We start from the raw sequence: 16,759 nt of genomic DNA on the forward strand, positions 1-16,759 counted from the left end.
TCAGTTATTAACGAAACTCGTCATCCGTAAGGGCCACGCTAGGCCCCGTTTTTATGGCGACTTACTAAACAATATGACCCGTCTGAAGCATCACTCAACATGCCACTCATACTGGTATCTCTTTGGTTTTTAAACACCATCGTATTACTGTTTAACTTGCCTTGATATTGCCATTTTTTAAATACTTCCTCGCGCACCAAAATACACGGAGACTTTACCGTAAACGTTTCTTGAAATGTCACCGAGCACTGGCCTTGAATATCTTTAGTGGCCGCATAAACCACATGGCTCTGTCTGTCTTTGTATTCGATCACCCCAGAAACAAAGCTGCTGTGCAGTTGTTTGCTCTGACTGTTTAATTCAAGTAACCGATGTTTATTTAGCCCAATGGTGTTTGTCGCAAGCTCTATCAACTGCGCAGCACACACCGGATTAGTTTTAGCCGCTAATACTTTTTCCATAGAGGTTTTTGCAAAGCTTTGAACACTTATCATGCTACTTGTCAGCATACTAACCAATAAAATCAAACGGTTCATAATAACTCTCTAATTTGCGCCGCTAATTCATTCGGGGTCGTGGTATGACTCATGGCCGTGATCAACTTGCTAGATTTATCTAAAATATAAAACCGTGATGCATGAGACACGGAATACTCCATAAATGAGTCACTTAAATTATTATTATCGTAAAACACACCATACTGACCACTGACCGATTTAACTTGCTCTACCGTACCAGTAAGCCCCAAAATATCGTCATGAAAATAGGCTGTATATTCTTTTAATTCAGCAGGCGTATCACGCGTTGGGTCAACCGTCACGAATAACCCTTGAATGGCGTTTGGGTGACTCTTTTCGAGCCGCATCATTGCGCCGGTTAAAACAGCAAGTGAATTAGGACACACTTCAGCACACGATAAATAGCCAAAGTACATCACCACAACTTGCCCTTTAAAATCATACAATGACACGGGGCCTTCACTACTTTGTAAGGTGAAGTCCCCGCCGAGCTCTGCAAAGGTTTTTTTCGGTTGATTAAAGTCTTTACTGGTTGTGGCTAAATAGAAAATCACTAAGCCAACAACCCCCAGTACACAACTGAGTAAAAACAATCTCCGTAAATTATTCCCTTGCATTTGTGTTACCTCACCGTCAGCAATGTTTGTGGTGCAAGACTGACAAAGTCCAGCGACATAAACATACTCAATGATGTGATCGCCAATATTGACACCACAAATACACGCTTTGCCCATATGTGTTGTTCATAGCGACCAAAGTCAACAATGGTAATGGCTAACCACACCACACCAATCAGTAACGTTGAAACCGCGTATAAAGTCCCTACATAATTAAACACAAACAATGCCAATGCCATCAACGTAAACGCGACAATATAAGCCACCATATGCTTGCGCGCTGACTCAATACCGTTAACCAATGGTAATACCGGTATATTGGCCGCTTTATAATCTTCAAAACGATAAATAGCAATGGCATACGAATGTGGAATTTGCCATAAACAAAATGTCAGTAAAATAACCAACGCCCCCACATCAAACTGTGCTGTCACCGCGCAGTAACCAATAACCGGTGGGCATGCGCCTGAAATACTACCAATTAAAGTACCGTACACCGATTTGCGTTTATAATGCAGGCTATACAGCCCAACATAAACCGCAAAACCGATCACAGCAAATAGCACAGCCATCCCCGTAGTAAAGTACCCTAAAGTACCGAACCCAATCGCACCCAGTAACGTGGCATATAGCAAAGCGCCATTAGAGGTAATGACCTTTTTTACCAAAGCTCGGTTCTGCGTGCGCTGCATTAGCTTATCAATGTCTTGATCTATCACATTGTTAAATACACAACCCGACGCGATTACACCAGAGGTACCAATACACACAGCCAAAAAGGTCACTAATTGAAAATCACCTTGTGCAGCAAGAAAATAACCTGCGACAGTGGCAATTAAATTGCCCATGATGATCCCAGGTTTAGTTAGCACTAAAAACTCTTTGAACATGCTAGTGGCCCATCAGCATATTGTGATTCAAATGTTCCATGATCCAAATAGACCCAATAACCACAATCGCAACAATAAGCACCACAAACACCGCTGAAGTGGTATTCCAAATTTGTTCAGATGATGAATTCATATGCAAAAAGAAAATCAATTGCACAAATATTTGTGCGATTGCACAGACTAAAATCACCGTTAATGTCAACACTGGGGTCAGTAAGTCATACATCAGTACGCTAAAAGGTATGGCCGTTAATACAATTGAAAGCATTAAACCAATTATATATTCTTTAACGCTCCCATGCGCCGCGCCGCCATGACTGTGATCAGTTGCAGTTGCTGTGCTCATTACATCACTCCTAATAAATACACTACGCTAAACACACAAATCCAAATAATATCAAGGAAATGCCAGAACAAACTTAAACAAGACAAACGTACTAAGTTATCTTCGGTAAAGCCGTCTCTTTTAAAATGTGCAAACAACACCAACATCCAAATACAGCCACCGAGTACGTGTAACCCGTGCGTGGCAACTAAGGCATAAAACGCAGACCAATACGCACTGCTTTGTGGCGTCGCGCCTTCGCTACTAAAATGATAAAACTCATAAAGTTCCATCCCGAGAAAGCCTAACCCCAGTGCCAATGTGAACACCAACCATGAGATCATACCCTTCATATGCCGTTTATTGGCATAAAGCATTGCCATACCAAAGGTAAAGCTACTAAACAACAACAGCGCTGTTTCTACAGCGACAAAGTTCAAATCAAACAAGTCTTTAGGGGTTAATCCTCCAGCATACCCACCACTAAGTACCGCATACGTTGCAAACAAAGTTGCAAACAAAATGCAGTCGCTCATGATATAAATCCAAAAACCAAATACCGTATCACCACCTGAGTCATGATGATCGTGGTCATGATGATCTATTTCATCATGACCAGTTGCGTGACTTTGAGACATAGTCAATTCCAATCCTCTTTTAGCTGTTAGTTTGAGCGTGCTGCCTAACAGCATCTAGATGTTTTGCTTCAATTTCTTCTACCTGCTCAACTGGCACGTAATAGTCTTTATTACGTTCAAATGAGTACATGATCCAAGATGCAATCATGCCAAGGAAACCAAATGCAGCCATCCACCAAATATGCCAAATAAATGCGAAACCCATCATTAATGAGAAAGCACTGATCACCACACCTGCCCAAGTGTTTTTAGGCATATGGATCTTTTTATACTTATCCGGTGCTTGGTATGCTAATCCGTGCTCTTTCTTATAATAATGTTCATCTCTGTCATGAATTTTCGGCAGCTCCGCAAAGTTGTAAAATGGCGGAGGTGAAGATGTTGCCCATTCCAGCGTCCGTGCATTCCAAGGATCGCCCGTCACATCTTTGTTTTTATGGCGGTCACGAATACTGACAAAAATTTGATAGAACTGCGTCATAATCCCAGCCAACACAATCAATGCACCACCAGCAGCAATCCACAATAACGGTGTCCACTCTGGGTTATCGTAATAGTTCAGACGACGTGTCATGCCATTAAAGCCCAAAATATACAGTGGCATAAAGGCCGCGAAGAAGCCGACCGTCCACAACGCACAGGCTATTTTTCCAAGCTTTTCATCGAGCATAAAACCTGTTGCTTTCGGGAACCAATAAGTCATACCTGCAAAGTAACCAAACACGGCACCGCCAATGATCACATTATGAAAATGCGCAATAAGGAACAAGCTATTGTGTAACACAAAGTCTGCTGCTGGCACCGCCAACATGACACCTGTCATCCCACCGATTGTAAAGGTAAATAAGAAGCTACATGTCCACCACATTGCCGCAGAAAACTCCACGCGACCTTTATACATGGTAAATAGCCAATTAAATATCTTTACCCCGGTGGGGACGGATATGATCATGGTGGCAATGCCGAAGAAGGCATTCACACTCGCCCCAGCCCCCATGGTAAAGAAGTGGTGTAACCAAACGACCATAGACAGCACCATGATCACCGCAGTCGCCCACACCAGTGACGTATAACCAAATAAGCGTTTGCGAGAGAAGGTCGCTGTTATTTCAGAAAAAATACCAAAAGCAGGTAAAATTAAGATATACACTTCCGGGTGACCCCATGCCCAAATGAGGTTCACATACATCATCTGGTTACCACCAAGATCATTGGTAAAGAAGTTCGTGCCAATATATCTATCAAGGGTCAGTAAGGTAATGGTCACCGTTAAAATAGGGAACGAGATAATGATCAACACGTTCGCACACAGCGAAGTCCACGTGAATACAGGCATTTGCATTAACTTCATGCCAGGCGCACGCATTCTAAGAATCGTTACGAAAAAGTTAATCCCCGTAAGCAAGGTCCCTATCCCCGAGATCTGTAACGCCCAGAGCCAATAATCAACCCCGACCCAGGGACTGTACTCCAACCCAGATAAGGGAGGATATGCCAACCAACCGGTTGCGGCGAATTCACCTACAAACAGCGACACGTTAACTAATACTGCACCGACCACAAATAGCCAAAAACTCAATGAATTTAAGAAAGGAAATGCCACATCTCTTGCGCCAATTTGCAGTGGCACCACAATGTTCATTAACCCCACAACCAATGGCATGGCGACGAAGAAGATCATGATCACGCCATGCGCGGTAAATATCTGGTCGTAATGCTCTGGAGGTAAGTAACCTGCACCCACACTATCTGCGGTGGCAAGAGCTTGCTGTGCTCGCATCATCAGGGCATCTGCAAAACCACGTACTAACATGATGATCGCGGCAATAATATACATTATGCCTATTTTTTTATGGTCAACTGACGTTATCCATTCGTCCCATAGGTAACGCCATTTACCCATTTTGGTTATGAGTGCGAATAAGAAGATACCACCCAACGCAACGGCAATCATTACCGGCAAAATAACCGGGTCATGGACTGGAATAGAATCCCATGTCAACTTACCCGTAAGCGGATCTGGATCTGTAATAATGGTGGCTTTACTGCCCATTTTGTACCCCAGTATATTTTTCTATGGTTTTCTTGAAATGCAATGGATCAACATCGGCGAAATGTTCAACCTCATTGTCTTTAGACTTTACTGTCAATGCTTGATAAGTCGTGTTATCCAGTACTTTCGGAGAGGTTTTAACTTTATCAACCCACTGCTCAAATGCTTCATCTGATACTGAATGCGTTTTAAACTTCATACCCGAAAAACCAAACCCACTGTAGTTTGCCGATAAACCTCTAAACACCCCTTCTTCCGACGCCATCAGGTTCAAACGGTTTTCCATACCTGCCATGGCATAAATTTGACTTCCCAAACGGGGTATAAAGAAAGAATTCATAACCGTATCTGAGGTGATCAAAAACTCGATAGGCTTGTTAACTGGAATAGCAATTTCATTCACCGTAGCAATTTGTTGCTCAGGATAAATAAATAGCCATTTCCAATCTAATGCCACAACCTGAATAGTGAGCGTATCTTCATCTTTCCCCAGAGGTTTCCTTGGATCGAGTGAGTGTGATGTGACATACGTCACATACGCCAATGCGGCAACAATTAAGCAAGGAACTAACCAAACAATGACTTCGATTTTGGTTGAATGTTCCCAATGAGGCTTATATTCAGCCTTGGTATTACCCTTTCTAAATTTGTAAGGAAAATATATCGACATAAACAAAACAGGAATAATGACGATTAAGAGCAAGCCAGTAGAGATTAAAATAAGGTCTTTTGCCTGTTCACCAATCGGTCCTTTCGGGTCAAACAGTGCCAGTTCACAACCACTCAGAGACAGCATGAGCATAATAATAACGAAGCTCAGCAACAACTTTTTAAGCATACGAAACCTATCTGATTTCCATTCTAAACGAATATTTGCGCTTCTTATTCAAAGCATAAATATCGAACCAGAATATTAAGTTAATATGATAATAATTACCATTTGCATTTCCGTTGCGATCTTAAATGTTGTTAGACAGAAACTCAACCCCCTACTTGATGTAGATCAAAGATTTTTTTTATCTTTTGACGTATGGCAACTACACTAATTTAAGGTCATATCAATCAAGTATTTATTGGGGGCACAATGAAAAGACTGTTTTATGCGACCAACAACCTAGATGATGCAGAGTCTATTTCCGATGAGGTACATAAGTTAGGCATAGACGATCATCACTTTTATGTGCTCAGTCGCGACGATAGTGGCATCAAATCTCATCATTTGCACGGGTCATCTAACATTGATAAAACGGATATTATTGCCGCTAAAAAACGTGCAAAAATAATGTCTTTCGGGATATCAGCCATCATCGTTGCAATCATTGCACTGTCAACTAACACGCTTAATAGTCAATTACTTTGGGCCATATTTGCCGCGATATGTGCTTATGTAGTGATAAACTTTATATTGCTCATTACGGGTGGATCATTCGATGGATACTTTAAATCAGTCATTAATGAGCGACTCGACTCAGGTGAAGTCATTATTATTATTGATGTAGAAAAAGCGCAGTCGAAAAAAGTCGAGCAACAACTCGATGCCCATGCCCAAGCACAGTTTTTAGCCGACAGCTCTAATTTGGCTTCGCCTATTCCTGATTAAGAAAATTAGCCAATATGCTGAATAAAATGCAAGTTAACCACCTGTGCCGTCAGTAGCACCCTGTTGCTTGGCACTGGTGGCTTAATAAATTCAAAGTTGATATTTACTCTCTAACTATTATCAATTATTTATACAATCTGTATGGCAACCTACCCCACCGCACGTTGTTGCAAACTACTGTTACGGATCGTAAAGGCTTTTTCATGTACCGAGCTGACAAAGTGCCATTCACTGTCCACTGAATCAGCAGTAAATGTGACGGTCATAAAACCACGCTGGTGAATATTAGCAAAGTCCAGATCGTCAATTAACAGTTGTAGCGCGTTCGCAAATTGCTTAGCTTGCTCATCAGGCAATTTAAGGTAGTACTCTAACCCTGGAGAACTCACACCTGGTGTTGCAAACTCATAGCCGCACACATCTCCTTGTGCATTACATAATCTACCCGACCACGCATTATGAGTATCACCAGCAAGCACCACTAAGTTTTTGTTTGCCACTTTTGCCGTCTGTAACACCACTTCACGTTCAACAGGGTAACCATCCCAGGCGTCTAAATTGTAAGGTGCCACAAAATTGACTCTCGTCAACTCTTGTTCCGTTAGAGATGGATCCCCCTCCTTTGCACGCCCTTTAATTTGTGCTAACGCTAACAATTGCTCCGCCATTGACGTTGATGGATTAGCCAATGCTGTCAATAACTCAGCAGGCATCATCATTTTAGTCATCAACACTTGTTGCCCCAACACTTGCCATTTAGCATTCGACGTTTTCATACTATCTGTCAACCAGGTGAGCTGTTTTGTGCCCAGCAGTTGTTGCTTAGGTGTGACTAAATCAGCCTGAAAACTTGCAAAGTCCATCGCTCCAGAAGTTGTATCTAGGTAATCCCGATACTCTAGTGATTTTGCTCGGGCTTCATTGCGCGTATCGAGCATATAAAGCGACACCAAATCACCAAATTCGAACTTCCTGTATAGCGCCTCTGTCTGGTCTATTACATATGGACGAACGGGCATCCATTCATAATACGCTTGCAGTGCCGCAAGTTTTCTCTCACTAAACTCCCCCTCTCCTGCATTATGATTTTCAGCACCTGTTGTGTAGGTATCATTACATATTTCATGGTCATCCCATACAGCAATAAAAGGCGCTTTTTGATGCAATGCCTGCAACCCATCGTCTGTTCGATATTTGGCGTAGCGTTTTCGATATTCTTCAAGCGTAATAACTTCATCACTATTATCATCATCAAGCGCTCGGCCTAAGGCTTCGGCGTGTTCGGTTGCATATTCACCCATGCCGTACTCGTAAATGTAATCGCCTAGGTGTAATACCGCATCAAGGTCATTCATTGTAGCCGCGTGTGCGTATGCGTGAAAATAACCTGCGGGGTAATTAGCACAGGACAGCACCGCAAACTTAACATGAGATACGTCACTTTGCGGAAGCGTTTTACATTGCCCAATGGGGGAAACCGTGCCATCAGTAACAAATCGATAATAATATCGAGTATTGGCTTTTAAACCTGCTAAATCAACTTTGACGGTATAATCACTGTTCTTCAATGCAACCACGCTCTGGCTCATAGCAGCAACCGTAAATTCATCTTCCTCAGACACTTGAAGTGTTAAGTTTATATGATTAGGGTCACCCTCTGGTGTCACTCTTGTCCACAAGATTATACTATCTGCTAGCGGATCCCCGCTGGCAACCCCGTGCTTAAAATCAATCTCAACTTCGTTACTCGCGAGTGAGGCTTTATCATGACTGCTACCACAGCCGACCAATGATAGAGCGACGGTTGTAGCCCCCATACCAAGCAAAGCGCTTTTCATAAAATCACGACGTGATAACGTGCCCATTGTTGTTCCTTACATCACTACTTTAATTGAAGAACCAGCATAATAATGATGAGAGATGACAATTGTACGACTGGTCACACCACAATGATGAATTTGCTCAATAAGTAGATACCAAGTGACCTCATTGTTAGATGTGTGGAATATTAAAGTAACTCCATACTTTTATTATGAAATATTACTGGTTATCTTGAACAATTTTTATGCGTCAATAGATGTTTACTGCATAGCAATGCTTAACTGGCGCCAAATACATGCATCACCTCTTCATTTTCTATATGATGCCGCCCAAATATAATTCTAATGAATAGGATAAAAAGTATGAGTAACGCCTCAGAAGCGATATCACACGATATACCTTCAGACAGTAGAGGACGCTGGAATCAGCATGATACACAGTGGGTGCTAAGCTTATTTGGTACCGCCGTCGGTGCTGGTATTTTATTTTTACCCATTAATATTGGGATCGGTGGTTTCTGGCCATTACTGATCATGACCGTATTGGCATTCCCAATGACGTATTTAGCACATCGAGGGTTAGCCCGTTTTGTACTGTCTTCGAAGCAAGCTGATGCAGACTTTACAGATGTTGTTGAGGAGCATTTTGGTGCGGGAGCCGGGCGGTTAATTTCGCTACTATACTTTTTTTCAATTTTTCCTATTTTACTCATCTATGGTGTCGGATTGACCAATACGGTCGATAGCTTTATCGTTAACCAGTTAGTATTAGAGTCACCACCAAGAGTGGTTCTTTCTGGTATATTAGTCGCTGGCATGATTGCAATTATGATGGGTGGTGAAAAGCTACTGATGCGCACTTTTTCGGCACTTGTATATCCATTAGTCGCAGTACTTTTATTCTTATCATTATATTTAGTCCCTAATTGGCAAATCCCAGTTATCAATACACCCGATGCGGTAAGTCTTACCCAAACCCTATGGTTATCAGTACCAATTGTGGTGTTTTCTTTTAGCCATGCAGCGGCTATCTCAAGCTTTGTGAATGTACAACGCCGTCATTATAAAGAACGTGCAGTTAGCAAATCAGAAAAAATTCTGCAATGTACATCAATCATGTTGATAGTATTTGTGCTGTTATTTGTATTCTCTTGTGTATTGTCTTTATCACCCGAGCAAATGACGCAAGCAAAACAGGCGAACGTCTCGGTGCTGTCTTACTTGGCCAATGTTTATGACAACCCCTATATTGCGATGCTGGGCCCTCTGGTGGCTTTTATTGCTATTACGTCATCGTTTTTAGGCCATTTTTTAGGTGCACGAGAAAGCTTTAATGGCTTAATGAGTAAGCAAACATCACTCACAATCGCCACGATAGACAAACTGGGTGTCGCACTGATGTTTATCGCTATTTGGGTCTGTGCCGTACTTAATCCTAGTATTCTCGATATGATGGGCGCTATTTCCGGACCTATTATTGCCATGATTTTATTTATCATGCCAACGATTGCTGTCTATAAAGTACCTGCATTGCAACAATACAAAGGAAAACTAGGCACGTACTTTGTTTTAGCTGTCGGCGTACTGTCTGTGTCGGCATTACTGTTTAATATGCTTGGATAATACCTGATATAAAAGAGACTCAGTGGTTAAAACTGAGTTTCTTATATAAACTTCTACAAACTAACGTACGCCAACAAACCGACGTCTTAACACGCCCGTCATCAGCACAATACTAAAAAATAACGAGCCACTTGATGAAGACCCTGTCGGTTGTGGTTCAGGTGTTGGTGTAGGCACTTTATTTACTAAAACATTAACGGGTGGAGACAAATCATTCGCCGTTGTTGGATCTGAATCAATGATAGCAACGCTCGTCACGGATACGAGGTTACCTCCATCTGGGTTTGTATCGGTATCCACGCATTGAGCCGATGTATAATTCACTACAGGCACCTCGCCGCAGCGATTTAAGTTCGAAATTTTATCAACAATCGCCATCCCTTGAGTGCCAATCACTTCCCCAAATACAGTATAACCCCCATTGTCAGAGTCTAAGCTTGTACTATTATCCTTCAAGTTTATATACCACTGACTGGTTGCGCTATTTGGCTGGTTTTGCAATTTAGCCATTGCAATAGTGCCACGAATATTAGACAACTTAGGCTCATTTACAACTGGTGTATTTGTTTCTATCGCAGTCAGTGGAATGCTACCATCATATTTATAGCCGCCGCCTTGGACGACAAAGTTTGGTACACTGCGGTGTACTGTCGAATCGACATAGCGCGCTTGATTCACATAGCGTAAAAAGTTGCCAACGGTCTCCGGTGTCGTTTGGTCATATAAGTTGACCTGAAAAGAGCCTTGAGTCGTGTTAAATTCAACAATGGTCGCAGACGCACTAAAACACGTCAACAGTGCTGAAGCTATGGAGCATTCTTTCATTTTATTCATATATGGTTACCTATAAAATCATCGCACGCGGTAAAATTATTGTTAATAGAGCAAAGAATAACGGCAATAAAAACAAATAACCATAAAAACAGAGCAGAGTTACAAAAGGTAACATATTTAATGACTTATGTTACAAATGCATGCCATAAAACCCCTGACTAGTGCACATACTGCAACATATTAATAGCTTTAAACGTATCACAGTGACTATCCCAAAAAGTACATTTTTTCTTAAATTTCAGGTTTATTAATTTTTTCATATTTGACTATGAAAGAATGTCATCAATGTAAGAAACAAGGAGTGACTAACTTGAGCATCATAACATCAGTACCACAAAACAGTTTTATCGACACAGCTCGATTATGCATTAAGCAGATCAATGAGAGTTTAAGCTCACCAAATTACATACACTTGACCAGCAACACGCCTTTTATATTACATGGCGCATATAAAAACGATTCAGCCTGTATCCCCTTAACATTTATTGGCGTAAACGAAAGCCAATTATTATCTCATTCACAATTTACAGGTCACCTCATCGATTTAACAAATGAGATCCGTAGTCAGGAGTATATGGATGAAGCATTATTGATCATTCTCATTACACGCAGAAATAGTCAGCCCATGCTCGCCTTGTTCTCAGAATTTGAAACACTTAATCGACAACTCCCCTCAATAGATATATTGGCTCGTATGATCACCTGCACTGAAATGGCAAAGTTATTTCAAAGGCAGTATCTCCAGCAATAGATCACTTAATTAACATTGAAGCGCAATAAAAATATAAAAACCACAACAAAAAAAATGACAGCGCTATCATTAAAAAGGCTAGTTTTATAGACTTATAACAATTGCAGCGCTGATAACTTACCGTTACTATTGTTGCAAACCAAATGATTTAAATGAATTATCTTGTATAACTTGCGACACTTTTTTTATCTCGATGACAATGTTCAATTACCACAACAAATGGTCAATTGGCGGATCAGTGCCCTTCGCATCATTTTAGTAACCATGTTGAGTATCTGCGTTGTCATATTACTCCATAATCTTCATGCCTTAAATGACACAAAAAATACTCAGAACTTACAAGTTGCACTGAGCTTAACGACCATTTTGGCCGCTCTGTTATGTTTAAGCCAAAAATTCTACCAGCTCTGTGCGCATGCTTTATTATTAGTCATTATTGCAGCAGCAATCTCAATAAACCTATTTACTCCTGCATTGCAAGTAGCACAAATAGGTTCGATTTTTACCTACGTTACCCCCATCATTGCTTTATTATTAATCGGACAAAAAACGGCCTCTTGCTACGCAATTCTTAACCTAATTCCTCTGTATTTTATTTTTCAAGATCTCAGCACCTCAGTGCTCAATGCCCAAAATGAAGTGCTCAATAACGCCAATTATTACGTTCATTGCTTAGTGTTTTTCTTTTTCAACATTTGTATTCCTTTAGCGGTGTGGAGAACAAGCTTGGCAGCAAACCGCCTACATAAACAGTTTCAAAAACACACAAAACTTTTAGAGAAACAAAAGAACTTATATCGAAAATTCTTTCAAAAAGCCTATTCTGCGATCATATTAGTCAACGAAGAACAGCAAATAGTTGAAGCAAACCAAAAAGCTAAACAGCTATTAAACTTATATCATCACCCGTTACCTTGCCCAATTAGCCATGTCTTAAATGCGGCACTTGATCACACCACAAAACTCTATAAGGTCAACAATGCTATTGTACAAATTGACGCGCAAGAGCATCATGAAAAATCACTATCAGCATGGTATTTAAGTGACGCATCAGAACAATTCTACTTACAACAGCAGTTCAAAGCGCTCGGAGCCCAACACCATCAAACAAAATATTTCAATACCCACGTCAATTTGCCAAATACGACATGGTTAACAGAACAAATTGACACAGCCATTCAAGGAGGAGAACCCTTTGCGATAGCCATTGCAGATAATCAAAACTTACAAATGTTGGAACATGGTATCACCGCTGAACAAAGGAAGTTGCTATATAAACATATTAATAAGCTGTTTGAGCACTACCCTCAAGCTGGCAGTTCTGTTGCTTATTTAGGCTCGGGTAGAATTGGTTTTATTGCTCAGTACCATGAGTCATTACTAACAGTTGCTAAACATTGGCAGAATAATTTGGACTTTTGGGTGAAGCTTGGAGAGCTACAATACCATGCAAAATATGCCATTTCTCTCGCTGCCTACCCTCAGCATGGATATAGCGCTGAACGTCTAATCAAAAACGCAGTGCAAGCATGCGAGCTACGCCAATCAAACTCTTTATGCTCTATTTTTGACTTTAGTATCAAAAAACAACGACTCGCTCGCCACGAAATGGCACTTTTACTTGAAAAGGCACTTGAACAAGATGAACTTGAAATATACTTACAAGGTAAGCATTTCTCTTGCAGTCGCCTTATTGGTTTTGAGGCGCTAGCACGCTGGAATTGTAAATTGCTTGGTTTTGTCCCCGCAGGCGAATTTATTGCTATCGCCGAAGAGTTTGGCTTAATTGAGATGCTAACTCAGCATATTATAAGAAAATTATGCCAAACTCTATCTCACTATCCTGAGCTACCAATTCCCGTTGCAGTGAATGTCAGTGCACAAGACTTAGAACAAGACGACTTTGCCGCTCAAATAAAAGCTCACTTATCGGATCACCGACTCAGTCCTAGCGCGATTGAACTTGAATTAACCGAGTACAGTATTGCAAATGACAGAGCACATACTTTAATGCAATTAAAGTCGTTAAGTCAGTATGGCGTAAAAATTGCAATCGATGACTTCGGCACAGGGTACTCAAATATCGCCCGCTTAATTGAATACCCTATCACTCGCCTTAAATTTGATCGCAGCTTACTCGATCGAATTGATAGCGACAGAAACCAGCACGCATTACTCAGTGGAATGGTAAAAATATGTGCTGAAATGGGGATTGCAGCACTCGCTGAAGGCGTTGAAACACCTATACAACGTGACGCACTCGCAAGCCTAGGCATGCAAGAGTTTCAAGGCTATTTATACTCAAAGCCTCAGCCTATAGAGCAAGTGCTGAGTGAATTCGTCAATGAAATACAAAGTGGGCTGCGTACCTACTAAACCAGATGTAAACCCAATAGCCTTAATAATGACAGCGGCGAATCGCCGCTTCAATCTTAAAATATGTTTTAAGCAGGTAGGCACTACAACTTAAAGCGTGAGACCAATTCTTTCAAACGCATATACTCCCCTTCCAGTTCATTACAACAACCTGATGCGCTATCGATTGATTGATTGTTATTCGATGCGAGTTCACTTATAGAAGAGACCTGCTGTGCCATATCACGAGCAACCGCACTTTGCTCCGCAGTGGCAGTGGCAACTTGTGAATTATAACCTTCAATTTGCGCCACCTCTTGGTTTATTTCTTCAAACGAGCCGGTCACCTTGTGTGTGGTATCTAAGGTATCTTCTACGCTACCTAACGCAATTTTCATGGTGCTCACAGTTTGTTGTGTTCCATGTTGCAGTGTTTCAATAATAGTTTGAATTTCTTTTGTAGAGTCTTGAGTTTTTTGTGCCAAAGAGCGCACTTCATCCGCAACCACAGCAAACCCCCGCCCTTGTTCACCCGCACGAGCTGCTTCAATTGCCGCATTCAATGCCAACAGATTGGTTTGTTCAGCAATGCCTCTGATCACTTCCAAAACAGAACCTATATCATTACTGTCTTTTGCAACTCTATCAACGCTATTAGATGTCGTTGAGATCGTTTCTTTCAACGTCTCATTGTGATGCATATTTGCTTCTACATTGCGTTTTCCAACATTAACTTGATCCACCGCTGCATGCGTCGCATGATTGGAGCTTTTCGCTGATTGCGCTAATGAGTCTGACGTCTGAGCCATCTCTTCTATTGCAGCAGACAACCTCAATGTCATTTCTGACTGCTCTTCTGACTGTGTTGTTACAATATTAAAGTTATCTCTCAATGCCATCACTGAACGACTTAAATTAATCGAGGACTCTGATACCTCTTGCATGGCTTCGTTAATACTTTGCATCATTAAGTTAAACGAACGTTCAACTTGGCCAATTTCATCTTTATCCGACTTTCCTGTTCGCAAATCTGCTCTCAAAGACAAGTCGAGGCTATTCGCTACCGTCATTACAAAATCGTTCAGTTGTAATATTGGCTTAGATAAATAACTTCCTAATACCCAAGCAGCAGTTAAGCCTAAAGTAATAATTATCAAGGTACTAATAGCAACGGTAGTTACCAGCGTATTGTGGATATCATCCAAGGCAGCAAATCCTTCAGATTCATCTATTTCACTTAGAATTGCCCACTGAGCACCACCTACTTGTATCATGCCATATGCCGACGCAACTTTGACTCCTCTATAATCCTCAACGAGTTCAAAGTTTTGCTCGCCTCGCAACGCTGAGCGTACCGCCTTTGTATCTACAGGTGCAATGCCCAAAGACGAGTCCCGCGTATCAATTTGTTTTATAATGTCACTATCAATACCCGATTGACTCAATGCCGCTAAGTATGCTGATTTATCTTCCAATAAAAACCGGCTTTGAGAGCGCATAAGTCGGTCTTGGCCAACCAAATACGTTTCACCCGACAACCCTAAACCTCGAGATTGCCACTGTTGTTGATACGTCATAATGTCATTAATTCGATCGACGGGCGCTTGTAAAATCAATACACCTATGAGGTTGCCATGTTTATATATAGGTGATGAAAAAAACCCAGCTGGCGCTTCATATGATGGTGTATATGGCTGAAAGTCAACGACTTTCACTTCACCATCGGATAAGTTCATTCCGGCTTGGAAAGCTTTCCCCAGGCCTGAATTAGCATACGCCCCACTTTTTAATGAAGTAGCAAAGTCTAGCTCTTTAAATACCGAATAAACCACATTCCCCGTATTCGCGTCTGCGATAAAAATATCATAGTAGCCAAAGGCCTCTAAGATTTTTTTATACGCCGTATGGTATTGAACATGTGCATCTTGATATGCACTACCATCGCCAGGGTTAATAAGTTCACTTTTACTGCCCAATGGATGCGAGTTATTCGCAATATAAGTATATTGTAAAGCTCGACCATTGTCTGACAGCGCATTTTTCAGCCGTTGTACATCTATCGCTTTCCCATCATTCAGCGATATATAGGCCGTTAAGAATTGTTGCTGATAGAACTGCGATAACTTATTATCTATTTGATTAGAAGCAGCGCCAGTGTCTGACAATCCATATTGCTCAAACGCTCGGCCAAATTTTACCGTTGCATCCATTGTCATTGTTGAACTGGCTAACGTGGTAATGTGTTGCTCTATATTTTCTATGTAACTGACAATTTGTTCAGCTTTAGCATCTCTTAATCCCACTAACCTGTTTTTGAGTTGCTCTTCCAGCGCCTTTGACGTCATCGATTCCGCAATGGTTGTCAGTACTATGGATGTTGCAAGTACGCCAACAGCAATGATAATCGCTACATTCATAACAATTTTTGTTTTTATACGCACACTACTACCTCACCTTTAAAAACATAAAATATCCCTTAAGTGTCTTATAAAATTTAGTTGAGTTAACCGTAATAGCCAAACCAAAAACCCATAAAAAAGTATTTATTTTTCATATGGCTGACTATACAGCTAATTGACTAACTAAATATCTCCGCGATATTAATACCATCACAATATATCGCTTAGTTTGACGTTTGTATGACAACTGGTATCTTTGCATAAGTGAGTATGCTGAAAGCAATAATTGATGCTCTAATTGATTAATCTATATTAAATAAGCAGCTAAATAATACA

At 41.0% G+C, this 16,759-nt stretch carries 14 protein-coding genes; 4 read left to right on the forward strand and 10 right to left on the reverse strand.

What is annotated here, in order from left to right; all coding sequences use genetic code 11:
- Positions 1–38: 38 nt before the first annotated feature.
- From PAUR_RS12345 to cyoA, 7 genes are read right to left on the reverse strand one after another with little or no spacing between them, the layout of a single operon-like run.
- Positions 39–536, reverse strand: coding sequence for a hypothetical protein (locus PAUR_RS12345; RefSeq protein WP_192508023.1), 498 nt, complete (start codon positions 534–536; stop codon positions 39–41).
- On the reverse strand, positions 533–1,135 hold the full coding sequence (locus PAUR_RS12350; RefSeq protein ID WP_171044271.1) for an SCO family protein: 603 nt from the start codon (positions 1,133–1,135) through the stop codon (positions 533–535). The genes PAUR_RS12345 and PAUR_RS12350 overlap by 4 nt, the downstream gene beginning before the upstream one ends.
- Positions 1,136–1,140: 5 nt before the next feature.
- Positions 1,141–2,025 (reverse strand): heme o synthase, encoded by an 885-nt coding sequence (cyoE, locus tag PAUR_RS12355; RefSeq protein WP_192508024.1) that lies wholly within the window; start codon positions 2,023–2,025, stop codon positions 1,141–1,143.
- Between the two features lies 1 nt (position 2,026).
- Complete coding sequence (cyoD, locus tag PAUR_RS12360; RefSeq protein ID WP_192508025.1) at positions 2,027–2,371, reverse strand: cytochrome o ubiquinol oxidase subunit IV; 345 nt, start codon at positions 2,369–2,371, stop codon at positions 2,027–2,029.
- Positions 2,371–2,988, reverse strand: coding sequence for a cytochrome o ubiquinol oxidase subunit III (cyoC, locus tag PAUR_RS12365; protein ID WP_192508026.1), 618 nt, complete (start codon positions 2,986–2,988; stop codon positions 2,371–2,373). Before cyoC ends, cyoD begins: the two co-directional genes overlap by 1 nt.
- A gap of 19 nt (positions 2,989–3,007) precedes the next feature.
- Positions 3,008–5,041 (reverse strand): cytochrome o ubiquinol oxidase subunit I, encoded by a 2,034-nt coding sequence (gene cyoB / locus PAUR_RS12370; RefSeq protein WP_192508027.1) that lies wholly within the window; start codon positions 5,039–5,041, stop codon positions 3,008–3,010.
- A complete protein-coding gene (gene cyoA, locus PAUR_RS12375; RefSeq protein ID WP_192508028.1) occupies positions 5,031–5,879 on the reverse strand; it encodes a ubiquinol oxidase subunit II in 849 nt (282 codons plus the stop codon). The genes cyoB and cyoA overlap by 11 nt, the downstream gene beginning before the upstream one ends.
- Positions 5,880–6,125: 246 nt before the next feature.
- On the opposite strand from cyoA, the gene PAUR_RS12380 reads away from it, so the two are divergent.
- Positions 6,126–6,641: a hypothetical protein gene (locus tag PAUR_RS12380; protein ID WP_192508029.1), complete on the forward strand. Its 516-nt coding sequence runs from the start codon at positions 6,126–6,128 to the stop codon at positions 6,639–6,641.
- Between the two features lie 149 nt (positions 6,642–6,790).
- Here PAUR_RS12380 and PAUR_RS12385 read toward each other — a convergent pair whose 3' ends face one another.
- Positions 6,791–8,506 carry an alkaline phosphatase D family protein gene (locus tag PAUR_RS12385; protein ID WP_192508030.1) on the reverse strand — a complete coding sequence of 572 codons (1,716 nt, stop codon included), beginning with the start codon at positions 8,504–8,506 and terminating at the stop codon, positions 6,791–6,793.
- Positions 8,507–8,824: 318 nt separating this feature from the next.
- Here PAUR_RS12385 and PAUR_RS12390 point away from each other — a divergent pair, with 318 nt between their 5' ends.
- A complete protein-coding gene (locus PAUR_RS12390; protein WP_192508031.1) occupies positions 8,825–10,084 on the forward strand; it encodes an aromatic amino acid transport family protein in 1,260 nt (419 codons plus the stop codon).
- Between the two features lie 60 nt (positions 10,085–10,144).
- Here PAUR_RS12390 and PAUR_RS12395 read toward each other — a convergent pair whose 3' ends face one another.
- Positions 10,145–10,918, reverse strand: a complete 774-nt coding sequence (locus PAUR_RS12395) for a peptidylprolyl isomerase (RefSeq protein WP_192508032.1) — start codon at positions 10,916–10,918, stop codon at positions 10,145–10,147.
- A 310-nt stretch (positions 10,919–11,228) separates the two neighbouring features.
- On the opposite strand from PAUR_RS12395, the gene PAUR_RS12400 reads away from it, so the two are divergent.
- Together PAUR_RS12400 and PAUR_RS12405 are read left to right on the forward strand one after the other, a co-directional pair.
- Positions 11,229–11,669, forward strand: a complete 441-nt coding sequence (locus tag PAUR_RS12400) for a hypothetical protein (RefSeq protein ID WP_192508033.1) — start codon at positions 11,229–11,231, stop codon at positions 11,667–11,669.
- Positions 11,670–11,831: 162 nt separating this feature from the next.
- The gene (locus tag PAUR_RS12405) at positions 11,832–14,045 is read left to right on the forward strand and encodes an EAL domain-containing protein (RefSeq protein WP_192508034.1); all 2,214 of its coding nucleotides are present in this window, start codon (positions 11,832–11,834) and stop codon (positions 14,043–14,045) included.
- A gap of 83 nt (positions 14,046–14,128) precedes the next feature.
- Here PAUR_RS12405 and PAUR_RS23910 read toward each other — a convergent pair whose 3' ends face one another.
- Entirely contained in the window at positions 14,129–16,465 is a 2,337-nt protein-coding gene (locus PAUR_RS23910; protein WP_192508035.1) for a methyl-accepting chemotaxis protein, read from the reverse strand.
- Positions 16,466–16,759 lie beyond the last annotated feature (294 nt).

The sequence above is a fragment of the Pseudoalteromonas aurantia 208 genome (genome assembly GCF_014858725.1).
GTDB lineage: Bacteria > Pseudomonadota > Gammaproteobacteria > Enterobacterales > Alteromonadaceae > Pseudoalteromonas > Pseudoalteromonas aurantia.

What these genes read in the sequence shown, in the direction of transcription:
- PAUR_RS12345 (WP_192508023.1), bottom strand. Translation starts at nt 536, where the DNA reads ATGAACCGTTTGATTTTATTGGTTAGTATGCTGACAAGTAGCATGATA.
- PAUR_RS12350 (WP_171044271.1), bottom strand. Translation starts at nt 1,135, where the DNA reads ATGCAAGGGAATAATTTACGGAGATTGTTTTTACTCAGTTGTGTACTG.
- cyoE (WP_192508024.1), bottom strand. Translation starts at nt 2,025, where the DNA reads ATGTTCAAAGAGTTTTTAGTGCTAACTAAACCTGGGATCATCATGGGC.
- cyoD (WP_192508025.1), bottom strand. Translation starts at nt 2,371, where the DNA reads ATGAGCACAGCAACTGCAACTGATCACAGTCATGGCGGCGCGGCGCAT.
- cyoC (WP_192508026.1), bottom strand. Translation starts at nt 2,988, where the DNA reads ATGTCTCAAAGTCACGCAACTGGTCATGATGAAATAGATCATCATGAC.
- cyoB (WP_192508027.1), bottom strand. Translation starts at nt 5,041, where the DNA reads ATGGGCAGTAAAGCCACCATTATTACAGATCCAGATCCGCTTACGGGT.
- cyoA (WP_192508028.1), bottom strand. Translation starts at nt 5,879, where the DNA reads ATGCTTAAAAAGTTGTTGCTGAGCTTCGTTATTATTATGCTCATGCTG.
- PAUR_RS12380 (WP_192508029.1), top strand. Translation starts at nt 6,126, where the DNA reads ATGAAAAGACTGTTTTATGCGACCAACAACCTAGATGATGCAGAGTCT.
- PAUR_RS12385 (WP_192508030.1), bottom strand. Translation starts at nt 8,506, where the DNA reads ATGGGCACGTTATCACGTCGTGATTTTATGAAAAGCGCTTTGCTTGGT.
- PAUR_RS12390 (WP_192508031.1), top strand. Translation starts at nt 8,825, where the DNA reads ATGAGTAACGCCTCAGAAGCGATATCACACGATATACCTTCAGACAGT.
- PAUR_RS12395 (WP_192508032.1), bottom strand. Translation starts at nt 10,918, where the DNA reads ATGAATAAAATGAAAGAATGCTCCATAGCTTCAGCACTGTTGACGTGT.